This is a genomic window from Streptomyces cellostaticus (assembly GCF_001513965.1).
In the GTDB taxonomy this organism is placed as follows: domain Bacteria; phylum Actinomycetota; class Actinomycetes; order Streptomycetales; family Streptomycetaceae; genus Streptomyces; species Streptomyces cellostaticus.
In genome coordinates this window covers 14,167-34,689 of the sequence record NZ_KQ948024.1, presented here as the reverse complement: position 1 = coordinate 34,689, position 20,523 = coordinate 14,167, and the positions used below count along the sequence as shown (strand labels likewise).

Genomic DNA, 20,523 nt, shown 5'->3' with positions numbered 1-20,523 from the left:
TACCACTCCTGAAGGGAGCGCATGTGAGACGCAACCACAGCACGACTCCCCGACTGACCCGCATCCTCGGATCACTGCTGCTTCTGGCGGCGGCAGGCGTGTCCGCCGTCGGCGCCGCACCCGCAGCCCGGGCCGCGACGGCGACCCCGCTGGACCGGGTGGTCCCCGCGCCTGCCTCGGTCACGCCCGGCGGATCCCCCTACCGCATCACCCGCGCGACCCTCGTCCACGTCGACGGCTCGGCCGAGGTCCGCCGGATCGGCGAGTACCTCGCCGGCATCCTGCGGCCGTCCACCGGCTACCCGCTGCCGGTCACCGAGCACGGCACCGGCGGCATCCGGCTCCAGGTGGCCGAGGGCTCGTTCGGCGCCGAGGGCTATCGCCTGACCAGCACCCCCCTCGGTGTCTCCATCACCGCGAGCGCCCCCGCCGGCCTCTTCCACGGGGTCCAGACCCTGCGCCAGCTCCTTCCGGCGTCCATCGAGAAGAAGACCGTACAGACCGGCCCCTGGCGGATCGCCGGCGGCACCATCGAGGACAGCCCGCGCTACGGCTACCGCGGCGCCATGCTGGACGTCTCCCGGCACTTCTTCACGGTCGCCCAGGTCAAGCGCTACATCGACCAGTTGGCCCTCTACAAGATCAACACCCTGCACCTGCACCTCAGCGACGACCAGGGCTGGCGCATCGCCCTCGACTCCTGGCCGCGCCTGGCCACCTACGGCGGCTCCACCGAGGTCGGCGGCGGCCGGGGCGGCTACTTCACCAAGGCCGACTACCAGGACATCGTCGGCTACGCCGCCTCCCGCTATCTGGAGGTCGTCCCCGAGATCGACATGCCCGGCCACACCAACGCGGCCCTCGCCTCCTACGCGCAACTCAACTGCAACGGCACCGCGCCCCCGCTCTACACCGGCACGGAGGTCGGCTTCAGCTCGCTGTGCGTGCCCAACGAGGTGACGTACACCTTCGTGGACGACGTCATCCGCGAGCTGGCCGCCCTCACCCCCGGCCGCTATCTGCACATAGGGGGCGACGAGGCGCACTCCACCAGCCACGCCGACTACGTGACGTTCATGGACCGCGTCCAGCCGATCGTCGCCAAGTACGGCAAGACGGTCATCGGCTGGCACCAGCTGACCGGCGCCACCCCCGCCCCGGGCGCCCTCGCCCAGTACTGGGGCCTGGACGGCACCAGCGCGGCGGAGAAGGCCCAGGTGGCCAAGGCCGCCCAGAACGGCACCGGGCTGATCCTGTCCCCGGCCGACCGGATCTACCTCGACATGAAGTACACCCGGAACACCAGGCTGGGCCTGGACTGGGCGGGCCTGGTGGAGGTGCAGCGCTCCTACGACTGGAACCCGGGCAGCTATCTCCCCGGAGCACCCGAATCGGCCATCAAGGGCGTCGAGGCGCCGATGTGGTCCGAGACCCTCACCACGTCCGCCGACATCGAGTACATGGCCTTCCCGCGCCTGCCCGGAGCGGCCGAGCTCGGCTGGTCCCCGGCGGCCACGCACGACTGGGCACGCTACAAGGTGCGGCTGGCGGCCCAGGGCCCGCGCTGGGACGCACTCGGCATCACGTACTACAAGTCGCCCCAGGTGCCCTGGCCGACGAACTGACCCAAGACCGACGGGCACCCCGGGGGACCGTACTCCGGGGTGCCCGTCCGTCTCCCGAGGCGGGAACTCCCGGGATCCTTCGCGCGTTGCGGAGGACGACCTGATCGTTCGATGGGGAAACGACGGCGGTGCCGTCGTCGGGGGAGTGAGCAAACCCATGGCCATGGTGGGCCTGTTCTGGATCGCCGGGAGTGACGTGTACGTGGGCGCGAAGCCGTCCGGTCTGGCTCCTGGGGTACGCCTGACCCCCGAAGGCGTGGTGGCCCTCGGCGACAGACAGTCCGGCCTCTACCTGTGGGAGGACGTGCATGCCCTGACGGTGGCGGACGTCCCCGTGAAGTCCCTGAAGCGGCAGGCCGGCGCGGTCAAGGACCTCGCTCTGGGCATGGTGCTGGACGTGGCTCTGTCCGCGGGCGTCGGCCTGACGGGCGAGGACCCGCCGATGATGACGGTGTGCGTGGCTTCAACCGTCGGTGAGCACGAGTTGACGGCGTACGTCGCCGCAGCCGTCGGCTACTCCCAGACGGAGGTCGACCTCTCCCGCGCTCTCCTGTCCCGCCTCACGGAGGGCGCCGCGACGATGGCGACGACGTTGACGGCAATGTCGGAGTGGGGCCGCGCGTGGGAAGGCGGGTCGCCTCGAAGGGCGGAGCGGGAGGGGTTGTTGCAGGGGTGGGTGGGCTGACGCCCTGTAAGTCGTTCAGCTTGGTTCACCGCCATCTGTGGTCACAGGACCCCGCTGCCGCGATCCGCAGCAGATCTCAGCCTGACGGGCATCCCGGAGGACCGTACTCCGGGATGCCCGTCCGTCTGTCAGAACCCGGCGATGGGGTTCTGAAGGTTCCCGACCAGTTGGAGTGCGCCGGACGGGTCGGCGAGGTCCACCATCTGGCGGTTGTTGCGCAGCTGGAGCCGGTTGAGGCAGGACAGGGCGAACTCCGGGGCGAACATGTCGTACTGCCGGAACTTCTCGGCCAGCTCGGGCGCCGCCTCCTGGTACTCGCGGGTGACCTCCGCGACCGTGCGCCAGAAGTCGTCCTCCTCCAGGATTCCCTCGGTGGCCAGGTTCGCCGCGAGGAAGCGGAAGAAGCAGTCGAAGACATCGGTGAAGATCGACAGCAGCTTCTGGTCGTCCGGGATCTCGACGCGGATCCGCCGTACCTCCGGCGGCAGCACCGCGTCCGGGTCCATGACGACGATTTCCTCGGCGATGTCCTTGTAGATCGCCCGCTGCACGACCCCGTCCTTCAGGACCAGGATCACGTTCTCGCCGTGCGGCATGAAGACCAGGTCGTAGGCGTAGAAGCTGTGCAGCAGCGGGGTGAAGTACGCCCGCAGGTACTGCCGCAGCCACTCGGCGGGGGGCAGGCCCGAGCGCTCGATCAGCGCGCCCGTGAAGGAGGCGCCCTCGTGGTCCACGTGCAGCAGGGACGCCATGGTCGCGAGGGACTCGCCCTCCCGCAGCGACGGCACCGGGCTCTCCCGCCACAGCGCGGCCAGCATCTTGCGGTAGGGCGAGTAGCGGTCGGTGGCCTGCTCGTACTCCAGGTGCCGGTAGCCGACGGCCGCCCGCTCCCGGATGATCGTGAGGCCGGTCGACCTGAGCACCGGGTCGCCCTCGACGAGCTGGGCGAGCCAGTCGTTGATCGCCGGGGTCGCCTCCATGTAGGCGGCCGAAAGCCCCCGCATGAAGCCCATGTTGAGGACGGACAGGGCCGTCTTCACGTAGTGCTTGTGCGGGTCGGAGGTGTTGAAGAAGGTCCGTATGGACTGCTGGGCCAGGTACTCGTCGTCGCCCTCGCCGAGGCAGACGAGGTGCTGCCGGGCGACCTCGGCGGCGAAGGTGACGGAGAGCTTGTTCCACCACTGCCAGGGGTGGACGGGCATGAGCAGATAGTCGGCGGGGTCCAGGCCCTGGCCGGTGAGCATGGCGCGGAAACGGTTCAGCGTCTTCTCGCCCAGCTCCTCCCGCAGGAAGGACTCGTACGCGATCCCGACCCCCGCCGTGAACGCCGCCCGCGAGCGGTGCGCGGCCAGCCACACCAGCCGGACGGGGCTCGCGGTCTCCGGCGCGTACGACAGGTACTCGTGGATGCCGAACCCGAGCCGCCCGTTGTTGGCGACGAAACACGGGTGGCCCTCGGTCATCCCGGTCTCGATCGCCTGGAAGCCGCCCTCGGCCAGCTCGGCGACCGGGATCTGCGGCTTGGTGAGCTTGTAGCAGGTGCCGGAGAGGGTGGAGGAGATCTCCTCCAGATAGACGGGCAGGATCTCGTCGCTCAGCCCCAGCGCCTGCTTCAGCTCGATGAAGAAGTCCAGGGCAGCGAGCGGGAGTTCGACACCGGCGCGGTGCCGGGTGATGGACTCGGCCTCGACCTGCCAGTGGTCCAGGCCCCGCAGGGTGGCCGCGAACCGGTAGGCGGTGAGCCCGTCGTCGCTGCGCACGACGTACCGGTCGCCGTCCTGCTCGGGCGTGATCAGCCGCTCGTGGGCGAACTCGGCGAGTGCCTTGCGCACCAGGAGGCGGTTGGCGGTGTCCCAGCGCTCGGGGGACAGATGGGCCACGGCGTCGGCGAGGCTCATGCGGACACCCCCGTCGCCGCGACGAACTGCTCCCGTGTGCAGAAGCTCAGCAGGGCCTTCTTCTCCGGCTTCTGTATCTCCCGTTCGGGCACGAACCCGACGGCCTCGTTCAGGGCGTGCACGGCCTTGTTGCGTACGTCCGGTTCGACGACGACCCGGGAGGCGGCCGGGTCCTCGAAGAGGTGCGCCATCACGGCGGTGATGACGGCCTGGGTGAACCCGTGCACGGGGGTGTCGGTGGCCGGGGTCAGGAAGTGCATGCCGACGTCCCCGGGCTCGGGCTCGTACAGGCCGACCAGCTCGCGGTGGGCGGGATCGTACTTCTCCATCAGGAAGGCGGGCTCACCGTCCCGCAGCCCGAGGAGGGCGTGGTGGTGCTCGTCGGCCGCGATCTCCATGTAGGCGCGCTCGACGTCCTCCAGCTTCGCGTCCTGCATCATCCAGAAGGCCGCCTTCGGGTGGGTGACCCAGGCATGCAGCAGCTCGGCGTCCTTCAGGGGGTCGAGCGGGCGGAAGGCGAAGGTCATACGCGTGCTGGTCATACGGCGAACTCCTGGAACGCGATGGTCTTCTCGACCGGGTAGTACTCCGTGCCCAGCAGCTCGCGGATGATGTACGCGTTCCGGTACGCGCCCATGCCCAGGTCGGGGCTGGTGATGCTGTGGGTGTGGACGCCGGCGTTCTGCAGGAAGACGCCGCGGCCCGTGGTGTCGATGGCGTAGTTGCGGGCGAGGTCGAAGTTGCCCTGGGAGTCGTAGCGCAGGCGGTCGCGGACCGGCTTGAGGAACTCCGGCTCGCTGTAGCGGTAGCCGGTGGCCAGGATCAGGCCCTCGCTGCTCAGCTCGTAGTCCTTCTCCTGCTCCTCCTGGCGCAGGCCGAGGGTGTATGTGCCGTTCTCGTAACCGGCGTCGACCAGCGCGGAGTTGGTGAGCAGGCGGGTGGGGACCGGGCCGCCGAGGTTCTTCTGGTACAGCAGGTCGAAGATCTCGTTGATGAGGTCGCCGTCGATGCCCTTGAACAGGCCCTTCTGCTGGGCCGTGAGGCGGTAGCGGGTGGCCTCGGGGAGCGTGTGGTAATAGTCGATGTACTCCGGGGAGGTCATCTCCAGCGTGAGCTTGGTGTACTCGAGCGGGAAGAAGCGCGGGGAGCGGGTGACCCAGTTCAGCTGGTAGCCGTGGACGTCGATCTCGCTGAGCAGGTCGTAGTAGATCTCGGCCGCCGACTGGCCGCTGCCGACCAGGGTGATCGACTTCTTGCGCTGCAACTCGGCCTTGTGCCGGAGATAGCGGGAGTTGTGGATGAAGTCGCCGCCGAGGCCCCGGCAGGCGTCCGGGATGTGCGGCGGGGTGCCGGTGCCGAGGACGAGGTGCCGGGCACGAAACGTTTCGCCGGTGTGGGTGTGGACGACGTAGCGGTCGTCCTCGTACGTCACCTCGGTGACCGTGGTGCTGAAGCGGACGCTGCTGAGTCCGTTCGCCGCCCAGCGGCAGTAGTCGTCGTACTCGACCCGCAGCGGGTAGAAGTTCTCGCGGATGTAGAACGAGTACAGTCTGCCCTTCTCCTTCAGGTAGTTGAGGAAGGAGTACGGCGAGGTCGGGTCGGCCAGCGTGACCAGGTCCGACAGGAACGGGGTCTGGAGGTGGGCGCCGTCCAGGAACATGCCCGCGTGCCACTCGAAGTCGGGCTTGGAGTCGAGGAAGACGCCGTCCAGTTCGGCGATCGGCTCGGTGAGACAGGCGAGCCCGAGGTTGAAGGGGCCGAGCCCGATCCCCACGAAGTCGTAGGTCTTGCTGTGGGCTTCAGGACGCGCGGTCAAGGGACTCTCCCAGGTACTGCTCGGCGTGGCCGGCGATCAGATCGAGGACGGCGGCGATGTCGGCCGGCGTCGTCTCGGGGTTGAGCAGGGTGAACTTCAGGTAGTGGCGGCCGCCGACCTTGGTGCCCGCGACCACGGCGTCGCCGGAGGCGAACAGGGCCTTGCGGGCGTACAGGTTGGCGCGGTCGGTCTCGGCCGGGTCGGTGACGGCCGCCGGGATGTAGCGGAAGACGAGGGTGGAGAGCGAAGGCTCCACGACGACGTCGTAACGGGGGTCGGCGGCGAGCAGCTTCCAGCCCTCCTGGGCCAGCTCGCATACCTGGTCGAAGAGCTCGCCGATGCCGTCGGCGCCCATCACCCGCAGCGTCATCCACAGTTTGAGCGCGTCGAAGCGGCGGGTGGTCTGCAGGGACTTGTCGACCTGGTTGGGGATGCGTTCCTGCACCATGCGGCGCGGGTTCAGGTACTCCGCGTGGTAGGTGGCGTGGCGCAGAGTGGCCGCGTCCCGGACCAGCACGGCGGACGAACTCACCGGCTGGAAGAAGGACTTGTGGTAGTCGACGGTGACCGAGTCGGCGCGCTCGATGCCGTCGATGCGGTCCCGGTGTTTCACGGAGGCGAGCAGCCCGCAGCCGTAGGCGGCGTCCACGTGCATCCAGACGCCGTACTGCCCGCACAGCTCGGCGATCTCGGGCAGCGGGTCGATCGAGCCGAAGTCGGTGGTGCCGGCGGTGGCGACGACGGCCATGGGGACGAGGCCGTCCTTCTTGCAGCGCTCCAGCTCACGGGCGAGCGCGAGGGTCTGCATGCGCTTGTCGTGGTCGACGGGGACGGTGACGACCGCGTCCGGGCCGAGACCCAGCAGTTTCGCGGACTTCTTCACGCTGAAGTGGCTGACTTCGGAGGCGAAGATCCGCAGCTCGGCGAGGTCGTCGCTCTTGGCTTCCTCCCGGGCCAGCAGCAGGGCCTGGAGGTTGGACTGGGTGCCGCCGGAGGTGAACACGCCGTCGGCGGCGGGGCCGAGGCCGATCCGGTCGGCGGTCCAGTCGATGAGCTTGCGCTCGATCAGGGTGCCGCCGGCCGACTGGTCCCAGGTGTCCAGCGAGGAGTTGACCGCGGAGAGCACGGCCTCGCCGAGCACCGCCGGGATGACCACCGGGCAGTTGAGGTGGGCCAGGTAGCGGGGGTGGTGGAAGTAGACCGCGTCCCGGAGGTAGAGGTCCTCCAGCTCGTCCAGGACCGCGGCGGTGTCGCCCAGCGGGCGGTCCAGGTCGACCGCGTCGATGCGGGGGGCGAGGGCGTCGACGGTGACGCCGGTGAACGGACGGTCGGTGGTGGCGAGTTTGGCCGCCACCCGCTCGACTCCTTCGGTCACGGAGCGGCGGTAGTGCTCCGCGGTGAGGCCATTGAGCAGGTGCGAGCGCATGTGGGGGTCCTCCGAGGGGACTGTCCGTGCGAGAATGAACTTAGGTTAGCCTAACCTAAGTTTCAGGGGCCGGGGCATGCCTCTCCCGTGACCGGCATCACTTCAGGGGGAGTTACTCGGCGGCGCGGAGCTGTTCCTCCGTCATGCCCCGCCGCCAGTACCCGACAAAGGTGACCCGCCGCCGGTCGATCCCGCGCTCACCGACGAAGTGCCGGCGCAACTCCTTCACCCGGCCGGACTCACCGGCGATCCAGACGTACGGCCGCTCGGCGGCAGGCAGTTGAGCGGCCCGTACGGCGTCGACGGCCATGGGGGACCCGTCGTGCCGTACGAGCCAGGTGATCTCCGCGTCCGCCTCGGTCGCCACGTCCTGGAGGTCACCGGCATGCGGCACCTCCAGCCAGGCCCGGGCACGCGTGCCCGCCGGCAGGGACTCCAGGATGGCGGTGGCGGCCGGTACGGCGGTCTCGTCGCCCCACAGGACGACCAGATCAGTGCCCTCGGGCGGCCGGAACCGGATGGCGCGGTTGTCGGCGACCGCCGGGCCGAGCAGCAGGACACGGTCACCGGCGGCGGCCCGGGAGGCCCAGCGGGAGGCGGGGCCGGCGGGGGTGTGCAGGGCGAAGTCGATGTCGATCTCATCGGGATCGCGCCGCAGGGCCCGGAGCGTGTACGACCGCATCACGGCCCGTATGCCGTCCGGCAGTTCACGCCACCCTTGCCACCACCCGTCCCCCAGCTCCAGAGGGACGACGGGTTCGGCCTGCCCCGGATGCGGCAGGAAGAGCGACAGGGACTGATCCCGCCCGTCGGAGTGAAAGGCGTGCAGGTCGGCACCGGAGAAGGTGACCCGGACCAGAGACGGCCCGAGCCGCCTCGTCCGTACGACCTGAAGAGAAAAGAAACGGAACGGGGCGGCTACGGCGGTAGTCATATGGGCTCCTGAATTCACGTCAGGTTTTGGGCATGGGGGCGTCCGGCCTGCCTGGGGGCGCGGGGAACTGCGCGACCAGCCACGTGTGGCCCGCAGTCGCCCACGATGAGAACCACCCCTCCGAACCGGCGCCTAACTGACCTTCTTCGCCTTCTCCAAGGCCTCCGCCAGACTCGTCAGCAACGGCACACACTTGTCGTAGGACAGGATCGGCTCGGGCGACCGCCCGACAACCTGCCCGGCCTTCACCGCAGGCAACTTCTTCCACGTGGCCTTGCTGATGTCAGCGGGCTGGATCGCCGAGGACCGGTCGTCCATCATGATGATGTCGGCCTTGTACTTGTCGACGTTCTCCCAGCTCAGCGACTCGTACCAGCCACCACCCTGCTTCTTCGCGCTCTCCGGGGGCTCCACGAAGTTCACGCCGAGGGCCTTGAAGTACTCCAGGTCGATGGAGAGGTTGGTGCCGGAGACGTAGAAGAGCTGGTCGCTGGCGGAACCGGCCATCACCTTGATCTCGGGCTTCGCCTTCGCGGCGGCGCGCAGCCGGGCGGCCGCGTCCTCGAACCGCTTCTTCGCGTCCGTCACCTTGGCGGCCTTCAGGTCGGCGCCGAGGGACTCGGCGAGATCCCACATGCGCTGCAGGGGCTGGGTGAGCTGACGGTCGTAGACGGAGATGCCGACGCTGGGCGCCAGCTGGGCGATCTTCTTCTTCGACTCCTCGGGGACATACCAGAGGGTGCCGGCGTTGTCGAACATCGTCGTGATGAGCACGTCGGGCGCGAGCGCCGCGTACTTCTCGATGCTGAACTGGCCCCAGGTGTTGCCGAGGACCGTCACCTTGCTGATGTCCATGTCGCCGGCCTGGACATCGGCCTTGCCGGCGGTGGTCTTCGTGGGGCCGAAGACACCCTTGACCTGGATGCCGTAGTCGTACAGGGCCGCGCCGACACCGGTGAAGGCGACGATGTTCGCGGGGACCTTGTCCAGCTTCACGGCCGTACCGCGGTCGTCCTTGAAGCTCCAGGGGCCGGACTTGCCGCTGTCGGCCGCCTTCCCGGAGTCCGTGCCTATCCCCTTGTCGTCCCCGCAGGCGGCGAGCGCGGCACCGAGTCCGAGGGCGCCGCCCGCGGCGAGCAGGCCGCGGCGAGTGAGGTGGGTGGCACGGGTATGGGACATGGGTATGACTGCTTTCGAACGGGGCGGAGCGCCCGCCGGACAAGGTCGAAGGTAGGTTAGCCTAACCTCAGCTGGTGTCCAGGGGTTGGGGCGCGTACGCCACGGTCGAGAGCGAAGCGCGGCGCCGGTCTTCAGGGTCTTCGGCACGTCTCGAAGACCGGCGCCGCGCGCTGTCTCAGCGCACTTCGATGGTGGCCTTCCACGGCGCGATGGCACGGGGACACACGTGCCCGGGGTCGGCGTGGCACTGCCGCACGGCGGAGACGGTGCTGGTGCCCGGGCTGTCCGCATGCAGGACCGCGTATGCGTCACCGGCCGGTCTCGTGCCGCCGACAGTCCGGCCCAGGACCCGGGCATTGGTGGCAGTCGGCATGCTCCAGGTGTACGTCAGGCCCCGCTCGCGGTAGGCCGTCAGCCGGACCTCGCTGTCCTCACCGACCGACCGGACCACGCTGCGGCCGTCGTCGGAGTTGGTGAGGACGAGATGGTCGGCCAGAGCGGAGTGCGGTGCGGCCGAAGCAGTCGTGGTGACCATCGTGGCGGTCACCGCCAGCCCCAGCATCAGTCCGGTCGCATACTTCGCGGCTTTCACGGTTACCTCCACAGGCAGATGACGGACGCGCTGATCAACGTCCTGCACGCCCGTCACGCAATGCCCTGCCCGCAGAACCACCTGATTCGCCGAACCCGGCCGCGAGCGCCTGCGGGCCGAGCCCCGCGCGGCACACGCGTGGGGCCGGTCCTTTTCCGGAGTTCAGCTCACCAGCCCCAACTCCCGAGCGATCAGCATCCGCTGGACCTCGCTCGTGCCCTCGCCGATCTCCAGGATCTTGGAGTCGCGCCACATGCGGGCCACCGGGTACTCGTTCATGAAGCCGTAGCCGCCGTGGATCTGGGTGGCCTCGCGGGCGTTGTCCACGGCGACCGTGGAGGAGTAGAGCTTGGCCAGGGCCGCCTCCTTCTTGAAGGGCTCGCCCGCGACCAGGCGGCTGGCCGCGTCACGCCAGGCGAGGCGGGCCGTGTGGGCCTTCATCTCCATGTCGGCGATCTTGAACTGGATGGCCTGGTTGGCGCCGATGGGCTTGCCGAAGGCGTGGCGTTCCTTGGCGTACTTGACCGACTCGTCCACACAGCCCTGCGCGAGGCCGGTCGCCAGCGCCGCGATGGCGATGCGGCCCTCGTCGAGGATGCGCAGGAACTGGGCGTAGCCCCGGCCCTCCTCGCCGAGGAGGTTGGCAGCGGGCACCCGGACGTCCTGGAAGGACAGCTCACGGGTGTCGGAGGCGTTCCAGCCGACCTTCGAGTAGGGCGCGGCGACCGTGAAGCCGGGGGTGCCGGAGGGGACGATGATCGCCGAGATCTGCGGCCTGCCGTCCGGCTTCCGGCCGGTGACCGCCGTGACCGTCACCAGACCCGTGATGTCCGTGCCCGAGTTGGTGATGAAGCACTTCGTGCCGTTGATGACCCATTCGCCGGTGGCAGAGTCCAGGCGGGCCGTGGTGCGGGTGGCCCCGGCGTCGCTGCCGCCGTCCGGTTCCGTCAGGCCGAACGCGCCGAGCATCTCGCCGGAGCACAGGCGCGGGAGCCACTCGCGCTTCTGCTCCTCGGTGCCGAACAGGTGCAGGGGCATGGCGCCCAGCGAGACACCGGCCTCCAGCGTGATGGCCACGGACGAGTCCACCCGGGCCAGTTCCTCCAGGGCGATGCCGAGGGCCAGGTAGTCGCCGCCCATGCCGCCGTACTCCTCCGGGAACGGCAGCCCGAACAGGCCCATGCGGCCCATCTCGCGGACGATCTCGTACGGGAACTCGTGCCGCTCGTAGAAGTCGCCGATCTTGGGCGCCACGACATCGTGCGCGAACTCCTCCACCGTACGGCGGAGTTCCTCCAGCTCGGGGCTGAGGCGGTGGTCCATGCTGATCACTGGTCCTTGTGGGAGAGAGCGCGGACGGTACGGGACGGGCTCGGGCGGCCCAGCTGTTCGGCCATCCACACGCTGGTGGCGGTCAGACGGCCGAGGTCGACCCCGGTCTCGATGCCGAGGCCGTGCAGCATCCATACGAGGTCTTCGGTGGCGAGGTTGCCGGTGGCGGACTTGGCGTACGGGCAGCCGCCGAGGCCTCCGGCGGAGGCGTCGACGGTGGTCACGCCGTGTTCCAGGGCCGCGTAGGTGTTCGCGAGCGCCTGGCCGTAGGTGTCGTGGAAGTGCACGCCGATCGTGTTCGTCGGCACGCCCTCCTCGTTCAGCAGGGCGAGCAGTCCGAGGACGTGGCCCGGAGTGGCGACGCCGATGGTGTCGCCGAGGCTCAGCTCGTCGCAGCCCATGTCGCGCAGGGCCGTGCAGACGCGGGCCACCTGGTGGAGGGGGACCGCTCCTTCCCAGGGATCGCCGAAGCACATCGAGACATAGCCGCGTACGTGCACGCCCGCGTCCTTCGCCTGCCGCACCACCGGGGCGAACACGGCCAGCGACTCGTCCAGCGTGCGGTTGAGGTTGGCCTTCGCGAAGGACTCCGTGGCGCTGGCGAACACCGCGATACGGCGGGCGCCGAGCGCCAGCGCCCGGTCCAGGCCCCGCTGGTTGGGCACCAGCACGGGCAGTTCCACGTCGAGATCGCCGACCTGGGGGAACAACTGCTCGGCGTCGGCGAGCTGGGGCACCCACTTGGGATGCACGAAGCTCGTCGCCTCGATCGTGGTCAGGCCCGCGTCGGCCAGGCGGCGGATGAACTCCGCCTTCACCTCGGTCGGGACTTCCGCCTTCTCGTTCTGCAGGCCGTCGCGCGCGCCGACCTCGTAGATGCGCACCCGTGCGGGCAGGTCCTGGGCCGGTACGGCCATGGGCAGTCCCCCGGCGCTCATTCCGCCACCTCCTTGGGTGCGATGACGGCCAGCACCTGGTCCATGGCGACCGTCGTGCCCGGGGTCACGTCCAGTTCGGCGACCGTGCCGGCGTGCGGGGCGGAGATGACGTGCTCCATCTTCATCGCCTCGACCACCAACAGGCTCTGGCCTGCCGCGACCTCGTCGCCGACGGCCACCTTGACGACGGTCACCGTGCCCGGCATGGGGGCGGTGAGGGAGTCGGCGCCCGCGTGCGCGGCCCCGGTGAGGGAGGCGGCCACCGGGTCGTGGTCGCGCACCTGCCAGGTGTCGCCGTCCCGGCCGATCCAGTCACCGGCCCGGTGGAAGGTGTGCCGGACGCCGTCCAGGGTGACGCAGACCCGGTCCTCGGTGACGGTGTGGGCGCCGCGCGGGGTGTACGTGACCGGATCGGTCACCCGCAGGTCGAAGGCGGGCTGCTTCGGAGTCCCGCCCAGGCGCCAGCCGCTCGGCACCGAGAAGGGGTCCACCCAGTCCCGGGTGCGCGGCCGCAGCGCCTCCAGCCGGACGGCCGCCGCCGCCTCGTACACCTCCTCCGGTACGTCGGTGGAGACCAGCTCGTCCACCACCCGCTCCACCAGCCCGGTGTCCAACTCGCCCGACACCACCGCCGGATGGGCCAGCAGCCGCCGCAGGAACCCCGCGTTGGTCTGCACGCCCAGCGTGACCGTCTCGGCGAGGGCCGACCGGAGCTTGCGCAGTGCCGTCTCGCGGTCGGGGCCGTACGCGATCACCTTGGACAGCATCGGGTCGTACAGGCTGCCCACCTCGGTGCCCTCGCTGAGCCCGGAGTCGGTGCGGATGCCGTCGTCCTGCGGCTCGTTCAGCAGGAGCACCGTGCCGCCGGAGGGCAGGAAGCCGCGGGCGGGGTCTTCGGCGCAGATGCGGGCCTCGACCGCGTGCCCGGTGAGCCGGACGTCCTCCTGCGCGAAGCCCAGCCGCTCCCCGGCCGCCACCCGCAGCTGCCATTCGACCAGGTCGAGCCCGGTGATCAGCTCGGTGACCGGGTGCTCCACCTGGAGACGGGTGTTCATCTCCATGAAGTAGTACGTCGAGGGGTCCCCGCCCGGCACAATGAACTCCACCGTGCCCGCGCCCCGGTACCCGCACGAGCGTGCCGCCTGTACGGCCGCCTCGCCCATCGCGGCCCGGGTCTCCTCGTCGAGGAGCACGCTGGGCGCCTCCTCGATGATCTTCTGGTGCCGTCGCTGGAGCGAGCACTCGCGCTCGCCGAGGTGGACCACGCCCCCGTGGCCGTCCGCCAGCACCTGGATCTCGATGTGCCGGGGCCGGTCGACCCACCGCTCCACCAGCAGGGTGTCGTCCCCGAAGGAGGCGCGGGCCTCGCGGCGGGCGGCCGCGATCTCCTCCTCCAGCCCGGTCACGTCCCGCACCAGGCGCATGCCCTTGCCGCCGCCGCCGGCGCTCGGCTTCAGCAGCACCGGCGTCCCGATCTCCCGGGCCGCGTCGGCGAGTTGGGTGTCGGTCAGCCCGCTGCCGCTCGACCCGGGCACCACCGGCACCCCGGCCGCCTTCACCGTCTCCTTGGCGCGGATCTTGTCGCCCATCAGGGCGATCGCGTCCGCCGGCGGGCCGATGAACACCAGCCCCGCCTCCTCGCAGGCGCGCGCGAAGCCCGCGTTCTCGGCGAGGAAGCCGTACCCGGGGTGGACGGCCTGGGCGCCGGTGCGGGCGGCGGCCTCGAGCAGCCGCTCCACCGACAGATAGCTCTCGGCGGCCGGTGCCGGACCGATCCGTACCGCCGTGTCGGCCTCCCGTACGTGCCGCGCGTCCGCGTCGGCGTCGGAGAAGACCGCCACCGAGCGCACGCCCAGCGAGCGGAGCGTACGGATGACGCGTACGGCGATCTCGCCCCGGTTGGCCACCAGCACTGTGTCGAACACGGTTCCCCTCCTCACATCCGGAAGACGCCGAACTGGGGGTCTCCCAGCGGCGCGTTGGCGCAGGCCGTCAGGGCGAGTCCCAGCACCTGACGGGTTTCCAGCGGGTCGATCACGCCGTCGTCCCAGAGGCGGGCGGTGGCGTAGTAGGCATTGCCCTGGTGCTCGTACTGCGCGCGGATCGGCGCCTTGAAGGCCTCTTCCTCCTCGCCCGGCCACTGCTCGCCACGCGCCTCCAGCTGGTCGCGCTTGACGGTCGCGAGGACGGAGGCGGCCTGCTCGCCGCCCATGACGGAGATCTTGGCGTTGGGCCACATCCACAGGAAGCGGGGGGAGTAGGCCCGGCCGCACATCGAGTAGTTGCCCGCGCCGTAGGAGCCGCCCACGACGACGGTCAGCTTGGGCACCCGGGTGCAGGCCACGGCCGTCACCATCTTGGCGCCGTGCTTGGCGATGCCGCCCGCCTCGTAGTCCCTGCCGACCATGAAGCCGGAGATGTTCTGGAGGAAGACGAGCGGGATGCCGCGCTGGTCGCACAGCTCGATGAAGTGGGCGCCCTTCTGGGCGGACTCGGAGAACAGGATGCCGTTGTTGGCGACGATCCCGACCGGGTGGCCGTGGATGCGGGCGAAGCCGGTGATCAGGGTCTGCCCGAACTCCGCCTTGAACTCGGCGAAACGCGAGCCGTCCACCACGCGCGCGATGATCTCGCGGACGTCGTAGGGGGTACGGGAGTCCACGGGGACCGCGCCGTAGAGCCCGAACGGATCCACCTTCGGTTCCGCGACCGGCGTGACCTCCCAGGGGAGGGACTGCCGGGCGGGCAGGGTGGCGACGATGTTGCGCACGATCCTGAGGGCGTGCGCGTCGTCCTCGGCGAGGTGGTCGGTGACACCGGAGATCCGGGAGTGGACCTCGCCGCCGCCCAGCTCCTCGGCGGTGACGACCTCGCCGGTCGCCGCCTTCACCAGGGGCGGGCCGCCCAGGAAGATCGTGCCCTGGTTGCGGACGATCACGGCCTCGTCGCTCATCGCCGGGACGTACGCGCCGCCGGCCGTGCACGAGCCGAGGACGGCCGCGATCTGCGGGATCCCGGCGCCGGACATCCGGGCCTGGTTGTAGAAGATCCGCCCGAAGTGCTCGCGGTCCGGGAACACCTCGTCCTGCATCGGCAGGAAGGCGCCGCCGGAGTCCACGAGGTAGACGCACGGCAGCCGGTTGTCCAGGGCCACCTCCTGCGCGCGCAGGTGCTTCTTCACCGTCATCGGGTAGTACGTGCCGCCCTTGACGGTGGCGTCGTTGGCGACGATCACGCACTCGCGGCCGCTGACCCGCCCGATCCCGGCGATCACCCCGGCGGCCGGGGCCTGCCCGTCGTACATCCCGTCGGCCGCGAGGGGAGCCAGCTCCAGGAACGGCGACCCGGGGTCGAGCAGGGTGTCCACCCGGTCCCTCGGCAGCAGCTTGCCGCGCGCGGTGTGCCGGGCGCGGGCCTTCTCGCCGCCGCCGAGGGCGGCCGCGGCGAGCTTGGCGCGCAGCTGGGCGACCAGCTCGCGGTGGGCTTCCTCATTGGCCCGCCAGGCCTCCGACGCGGGATCTGCCGCGCTCGTCAGCTCCGGTGCCTCGTGCATCCTGCGGTCCCCTCACCCAGTGGTCGTACTGTTAATGAGCGTTAACCATTTCCATCAGGTTAACGACCGCTAACCTCGCTGTCTAGAATTACTGGCATGGTCACCAGAGCCGACGCCCCCACCCGCCGCGAGCAGATCCTCAAGGAGGCCGCCCGGCTGTTCGCCGAGCGCGGTTTCCACGGTGTCGGCGTGGACGAGATAGGTGCCGCGGTCGGCATCAGCGGCCCCGGCCTGTACCGGCACTTCCCGGGCAAGGACGCGATGCTCGCAGAGCTGCTGGTGGGCATCAGTGGCCAGCTGCTGACCGGGGCCAAGCGGCGCCTGGCGGAGGCCGACGGGCAGACCGGTGCCTCGGCGGTGCTGGACTCGCTCATCGAGGGGCACATCGACTTCGCCCTGGACGACCGCCCCCTGATCACCCTGCACGACCGCGAGCTGGACCGCCTGCGCGACAGCGACCGCAAGCTGGTGCGGCAGCTGCAGCGGCAGTACGTCGAGCTGTGGGTGGAGGTGGTGCGGGAGGTCTATCCGGCGCTGACGGAGCCGACGGCGCGGTCCGCGGTCCACTCGGTCTTCGGGCTGCTCAACTCCACCCCCCACCTCGGCCGTGCGGGCACCCTGCCGGGGCGCGGGGCCACGGCCGCGCTGCTGCACCGGATGGCGCGGGGGGCGTTCGCGGCGGCGGGCACCCCCTCGGAGTGACGAGCGTTACGGCCGGACCCCTCTGGACGAGGTTTCGTACTGGCCGGTACGGTTGCCTCTGAGCAAGCGCTTAGACATGCCGATGTCATGCCGAGGTACGTGGAGGTGGGCGGCGTGCGCCGTACGGTGTTCAACGAGGATCACGAGGCGTTCCGGGAGACCCTTCGCGCCTTCATCGAGGCCGAGGTCGTACCGGTGTACGACGAGTGGTTCGAGGCCGGCCAGGCGCCGCGCGACTTCTACTACAAGATCGCGGAGCTGGGTCTCTTCGGCATCCGGGTCGAGGAGGAGTACGGCGGCGCGGGCATCGACTCGTACAAGTTCGAGGCCGTGATGTACGAGGAGACGGCCCGCGCGGGCGTCCACTTCGGCGGCTCCGGCGTGCACGTGCTGCTCGGCCTGCCCTACATCAAGCTGCTCGCCACCGACGAGCAGAAGAAGCGCTACCTGCCGAAGTTCGTCTCCGGCGAGGAGATGTGGGCCATCGCGATGACCGAGCCGGGTACCGGCTCCGACCTCGCGGGCATGAAGACCACCGCCAAGCTCTCCGAGGACGGCACGCACTACGTCCTCAACGGTGCCAAGACCTTCATCACCGGCGGCGTGCACGCCGACCGCATGATCGTCTGCGCCCGCACCTCCGCGCCCACCGCCGAGGACCGCCGCCACGGCATCTCCCTCTTCGTCGTGGACACCAAGGCCGAGGGCTACTCGGTCGGCCGCAAGCTCGACAAGCTCGGCCTGAAGACCTCCGACACCGCCGAGCTGGCCTTCGTGGACGTCAAGGTGCCCGTCGAGGACCTCCTCGGCGAGGAGAACAAGGGCTTCTACTACCTCGGCCACAACCTCGCCTCCGAGCGCTGGGGCATCGCCTTCGGTGCCTACGCGCAGGCCAAGGCCGCCGTCCGGTTCGCCAAGCAGTACGTCCAGGACCGCGTCGTCTTCGGCCAGCCCGTCGCCGCCTTCCAGAACACCAAGTTCGAGCTGGCCGCCTGCCAGGCCGAGGTGGACGCGGCCGAGGCCGTGGTCGACCGCGCGACGGAGGCCCTCGACGCCGGCGAGCTGACCCCCGCCGAGGCCGCCAGCGCCAAGCTGTTCACCACCGAGGTCGCCCACCGCGTGATCGACCGCTGCCTCCAGCTGCACGGCGGCTACGGCTTCATGAACGAGTACCCGATCGCCCGCCTGTACGCGGACAACCGCGTCAACCGCATCTACGGCGGCACCAGCGAGATCATGAAGTCGATCATCGCCAAGGACATGGGTCTGTAAGGTCTCCGCAATCACTGGCCGGTACAACTAACGCCATGAGCCAGGCACTTCAGGACCTCCTCGATCTCCTCGACCTCGAGCAGATCGAGGAGGACATCTTCCGCGGCCGGTCCCGCTCCGCCGTCGTCCCGCGCGTCTTCGGCGGGCAGGTCGCGGCGCAGGCGCTGGTCGCCGCCGGGCGCACGGTCCCCGCGGACCGGCCCGCCCACTCCCTGCACGCGTACTTCCTGCGCCTGGGCGACCCCGGCGCGCCGATCGTCTACAGCGTCGACCGCATCCGCGACGGCCGGTCCTTCACCACCCGCCGCGTGGTCGCCGTCCAGCACGGCAAGCCGATCTTCCACCTCTCGGCGTCCTTCCAGACGTACGAGGAGGGCCTGGACCACCAGACCCCCATGCCGCCCGCCCCGGACCCGGAGACCCTGCCCACCTCCCAGGAGCGGCTGCGCGGCTATGACCACCTCGCCCCCGAGGTCGTGGAGCGATTCCTGGAGGCCCGCGAGGCGATCGACCTGCGCTACGTCGACGAGCCGCCGTACGGGAGGTTCGGCGAACCGCGCGAGCCGCACAGCCAGGTGTGGTTCCGTACCAACGGCAAGCTGGACGACGACCCCCTGCTCCATGTCGTCCTTGCCACCTACGTCTCCGACATGACCCTCCTCGACTCCGTGCTGCTCGCGCACGGGCGCGGCGGCTGGGCCGTAGGGGACGTCGTAGGGGCGTCGCTGGACCACGCGATGTGGTTCCACCGGCCCTTCCGCGCGGACGAGTGGCTGCTGTACGACCAGGAGTCGCCGTCCGCGCACGGCGGCCGGGGCCTCGGCCAGGCGCGGATCCACACCCAGGACGGGCGGCTCGCCATCTCCGTCATCCAGGAGGGCGTGGTCCGCGTCCCGCGGTGATCCGCGCAGAGCTGTTGAACGCGAACACATCACCGCCGTACAGGAGTTGACCACCCGGCAGCGGGCCGCCTTCCGGGCCCCGCGCCGGGTGCGTCCGGACCCCGCTCCGGGGCCCGTGCGGCGGATCGTTGCTCGAAATGACGAGTGACGCATGGGGTACTAGGCTCTTTGAGTGAAAGCCGCAGCGCACGGCATGCCCGGCCGACGAGGCTCCGTACCCCTCGGACCTCAGCCGCAGCACCCGAAGTCGCAACCGCGTACGGGTGGGCTGCAGGTGTCGGCACCGGTGGCACACGTCGTGCCGTTCAATCCACTGCGGTGACACCTGAAGACCGCGCCGCATTGTCCCCCCTTGGCCCCTTGGCCGCGGCGACGGCCATCCACCTCGCGCTCTCCCCAGGAGCTGCGAGAGATGATGGAGATGGAAGGTATATCCCATGCGATCACAGCGCACGAGGCGTCTTGTCGCGATGTCCGCAGCAGGTCTGCTGCTGGCCGGCGGAGCCGCGATCGGCGCGGCGGGCACCGCCTCGGCGAGCTCGTCCCACGACGACCACGGCTCCTACAGCAGGGACTGCGGAGACGACGACCACGGCCACCACAGCTGGTGGAACGACGACGACTCCGGCTACGGCCGTCACCACGACGACAACGGTGACCACGGTGGCTACGGCGACAACGGCGACCATGGTGGCTACGGCGGCAACGGCGACCATGGTGGCTACGGCGGCAACGGCGATCACGGCGACAACGGCGGCCACGGCGGCGGAGACCACGGAGGTTACTGACCCGACCACAACCTGAGCGTGTTGTTCGGCCCCGCCGGCGGGGCCGAACAACACGCTCGTCGTCGCGACAGGCCCTAGGCCAGACCCACGTCCGCCAGCAGATACGCCGTCATCGGGTCGTAGTAGCGGGGGCTGAGCACGTGGTCGTCGAGCGGCACCGCCACCTGGAGGGTGCCCTCGGACTCGGCGAGGAACAGCGCCGGATCGTTGCAGTCGGCGTATCCGACGGAGTCGAGGCCGTGCTGTGCGGCGTACCCGGCCCAGCCGTGGTCGGCGACCACCAGGTCCGGCAGCGGACGCCCCTCGCGCTCAAGTCCCGTCAGAATCGCCCGCATCGGCTCGCCGGAGTGGGTGTGCCACAGCGTCGCCCCGTGCTCCAGGACGGCCACGTCCGCGAACTGCATCACGTACCCCTCGTCCGTCTGCAGTCCGTCCGGGATGACGACGATCTCGCAGCCGGCGGCGCGCAGCGCCGCGGCGGTGGCCCGGTGCACGTCCAGCAGACCGCCCGGGTGGCCGGTCGCGAACAGCACCCGCTGCCCGCCGTCGGCCGCCTTGCGCAGCCGGCGCGCGAGGCGCTCCAGCGCGTCCACCGTCAGTTCGGGGTCGATGGTGTCCTGCCCGTACCGGTACTCGGGATCGTCGTTGACGCCCACCCGCTCGGCCATGACCGCGAGCACGTCCTGCTCGTCCGACCAGCGGTCGCCCAGCTCCAGACCGAACCAGTAGTTGCGGTCGCCGTTGGCCAGCTTGCGGTAGTGGGAGAGGTTGTTCTCACGGGGCGTGGCGACGTCCCCCGCGATACGGGTCCTCACCAGGTGGTCGACTAGCTGGGCGCGGCTGGGTGTCCCGGATATCGGCATGCCTTCCATTGTGAGGCA

At 70.0% G+C, this 20,523-nt stretch carries 18 protein-coding genes; 6 read left to right on the top strand and 12 right to left on the bottom strand.

What is annotated here, in order from left to right; genetic code table 11:
• Positions 1 to 23 precede the first annotated feature (23 nt).
• Together AQI88_RS20095 and AQI88_RS20090 are read left to right on the top strand one after the other, a co-directional pair.
• Positions 24 to 1,625: a beta-N-acetylhexosaminidase gene (locus AQI88_RS20095; protein WP_067001043.1), complete on the top strand. Its 1,602-nt coding sequence runs from the start codon at positions 24 to 26 to the stop codon at positions 1,623 to 1,625.
• A 157-nt stretch (positions 1,626 to 1,782) separates the two neighbouring features.
• Positions 1,783 to 2,310: a hypothetical protein gene (locus tag AQI88_RS20090; RefSeq protein WP_067001039.1), complete on the top strand. Its 528-nt coding sequence runs from the start codon at positions 1,783 to 1,785 to the stop codon at positions 2,308 to 2,310.
• A 128-nt stretch (positions 2,311 to 2,438) separates the two neighbouring features.
• Here AQI88_RS20090 and AQI88_RS20085 read toward each other — a convergent pair whose 3' ends face one another.
• From AQI88_RS20085 to AQI88_RS20035, 11 genes are all read right to left on the bottom strand, one after another.
• Positions 2,439 to 4,208, bottom strand: a complete 1,770-nt coding sequence (locus AQI88_RS20085; protein ID WP_067001030.1) for an IucA/IucC family protein — start codon at positions 4,206 to 4,208, stop codon at positions 2,439 to 2,441.
• Positions 4,205 to 4,750 (bottom strand): GNAT family N-acetyltransferase, encoded by a 546-nt coding sequence (locus tag AQI88_RS20080; RefSeq protein WP_067001027.1) that lies wholly within the window; start codon positions 4,748 to 4,750, stop codon positions 4,205 to 4,207. The genes AQI88_RS20085 and AQI88_RS20080 overlap by 4 nt, the downstream gene beginning before the upstream one ends.
• Positions 4,747 to 6,024: a lysine N(6)-hydroxylase/L-ornithine N(5)-oxygenase family protein gene (locus AQI88_RS20075; protein ID WP_067001024.1), complete on the bottom strand. Its 1,278-nt coding sequence runs from the start codon at positions 6,022 to 6,024 to the stop codon at positions 4,747 to 4,749. The genes AQI88_RS20080 and AQI88_RS20075 overlap by 4 nt, the downstream gene beginning before the upstream one ends.
• Positions 6,008 to 7,450: a lysine decarboxylase DesA gene (desA, locus tag AQI88_RS20070; RefSeq protein ID WP_067001021.1), complete on the bottom strand. Its 1,443-nt coding sequence runs from the start codon at positions 7,448 to 7,450 to the stop codon at positions 6,008 to 6,010. Before desA ends, AQI88_RS20075 begins: the two co-directional genes overlap by 17 nt.
• Positions 7,451 to 7,562: 112 nt before the next feature.
• Positions 7,563 to 8,384, bottom strand: coding sequence for a siderophore-interacting protein (locus AQI88_RS20065; RefSeq protein WP_067001018.1), 822 nt, complete (start codon positions 8,382 to 8,384; stop codon positions 7,563 to 7,565).
• A 132-nt stretch (positions 8,385 to 8,516) separates the two neighbouring features.
• On the bottom strand, positions 8,517 to 9,563 hold the full coding sequence (locus AQI88_RS20060; RefSeq protein WP_067001015.1) for an ABC transporter substrate-binding protein: 1,047 nt from the start codon (positions 9,561 to 9,563) through the stop codon (positions 8,517 to 8,519).
• Between the two features lie 175 nt (positions 9,564 to 9,738).
• The gene (locus AQI88_RS20055) at positions 9,739 to 10,155 is read right to left on the bottom strand and encodes a hypothetical protein (RefSeq protein ID WP_067001013.1); all 417 of its coding nucleotides are present in this window, start codon (positions 10,153 to 10,155) and stop codon (positions 9,739 to 9,741) included.
• A 162-nt stretch (positions 10,156 to 10,317) separates the two neighbouring features.
• The gene (locus AQI88_RS20050; protein ID WP_067001712.1) at positions 10,318 to 11,478 is read right to left on the bottom strand and encodes an acyl-CoA dehydrogenase family protein; all 1,161 of its coding nucleotides are present in this window, start codon (positions 11,476 to 11,478) and stop codon (positions 10,318 to 10,320) included.
• Between the two features lie 5 nt (positions 11,479 to 11,483).
• Positions 11,484 to 12,425: a hydroxymethylglutaryl-CoA lyase gene (locus AQI88_RS20045; RefSeq protein ID WP_067001011.1), complete on the bottom strand. Its 942-nt coding sequence runs from the start codon at positions 12,423 to 12,425 to the stop codon at positions 11,484 to 11,486.
• Positions 12,422 to 14,350 (bottom strand): acetyl/propionyl/methylcrotonyl-CoA carboxylase subunit alpha, encoded by a 1,929-nt coding sequence (locus AQI88_RS20040; protein ID WP_067001009.1) that lies wholly within the window; start codon positions 14,348 to 14,350, stop codon positions 12,422 to 12,424. Before AQI88_RS20040 ends, AQI88_RS20045 begins: the two co-directional genes overlap by 4 nt.
• An 11-nt stretch (positions 14,351 to 14,361) precedes the next feature.
• On the bottom strand, positions 14,362 to 15,978 hold the full coding sequence (locus tag AQI88_RS20035; protein ID WP_067001006.1) for a carboxyl transferase domain-containing protein: 1,617 nt from the start codon (positions 15,976 to 15,978) through the stop codon (positions 14,362 to 14,364).
• Positions 15,979 to 16,074: 96 nt separating this feature from the next.
• Here AQI88_RS20035 and AQI88_RS20030 point away from each other — a divergent pair, with 96 nt between their 5' ends.
• The 4 genes from AQI88_RS20030 to AQI88_RS45995 all read left to right on the top strand — a co-directional run bounded on the left by AQI88_RS20030 (position 16,075) and on the right by AQI88_RS45995 (position 19,642).
• Positions 16,075 to 16,680, top strand: coding sequence for an SACE_7040 family transcriptional regulator (locus AQI88_RS20030; RefSeq protein ID WP_067001003.1), 606 nt, complete (start codon positions 16,075 to 16,077; stop codon positions 16,678 to 16,680).
• 114 nt (positions 16,681 to 16,794) lie between these two features.
• Positions 16,795 to 17,952 carry an acyl-CoA dehydrogenase family protein gene (locus AQI88_RS20025; RefSeq protein WP_067001709.1) on the top strand — a complete coding sequence of 386 codons (1,158 nt, stop codon included), beginning with the start codon at positions 16,795 to 16,797 and terminating at the stop codon, positions 17,950 to 17,952.
• Between the two features lie 35 nt (positions 17,953 to 17,987).
• Entirely contained in the window at positions 17,988 to 18,854 is an 867-nt protein-coding gene (tesB, locus tag AQI88_RS20020) for an acyl-CoA thioesterase II (protein ID WP_067001000.1), read from the top strand.
• Between the two features lie 470 nt (positions 18,855 to 19,324).
• On the top strand, positions 19,325 to 19,642 hold the full coding sequence (locus AQI88_RS45995) for a hypothetical protein (RefSeq protein WP_067000997.1): 318 nt from the start codon (positions 19,325 to 19,327) through the stop codon (positions 19,640 to 19,642).
• Positions 19,643 to 19,716: 74 nt separating this feature from the next.
• On the opposite strand, the gene AQI88_RS20010 is transcribed toward AQI88_RS45995, so the two are convergent.
• Complete coding sequence (locus tag AQI88_RS20010; RefSeq protein ID WP_067000994.1) at positions 19,717 to 20,505, bottom strand: phosphatase; 789 nt, start codon at positions 20,503 to 20,505, stop codon at positions 19,717 to 19,719.
• Between the last annotated feature and the right edge of the window lie 18 nt (positions 20,506 to 20,523).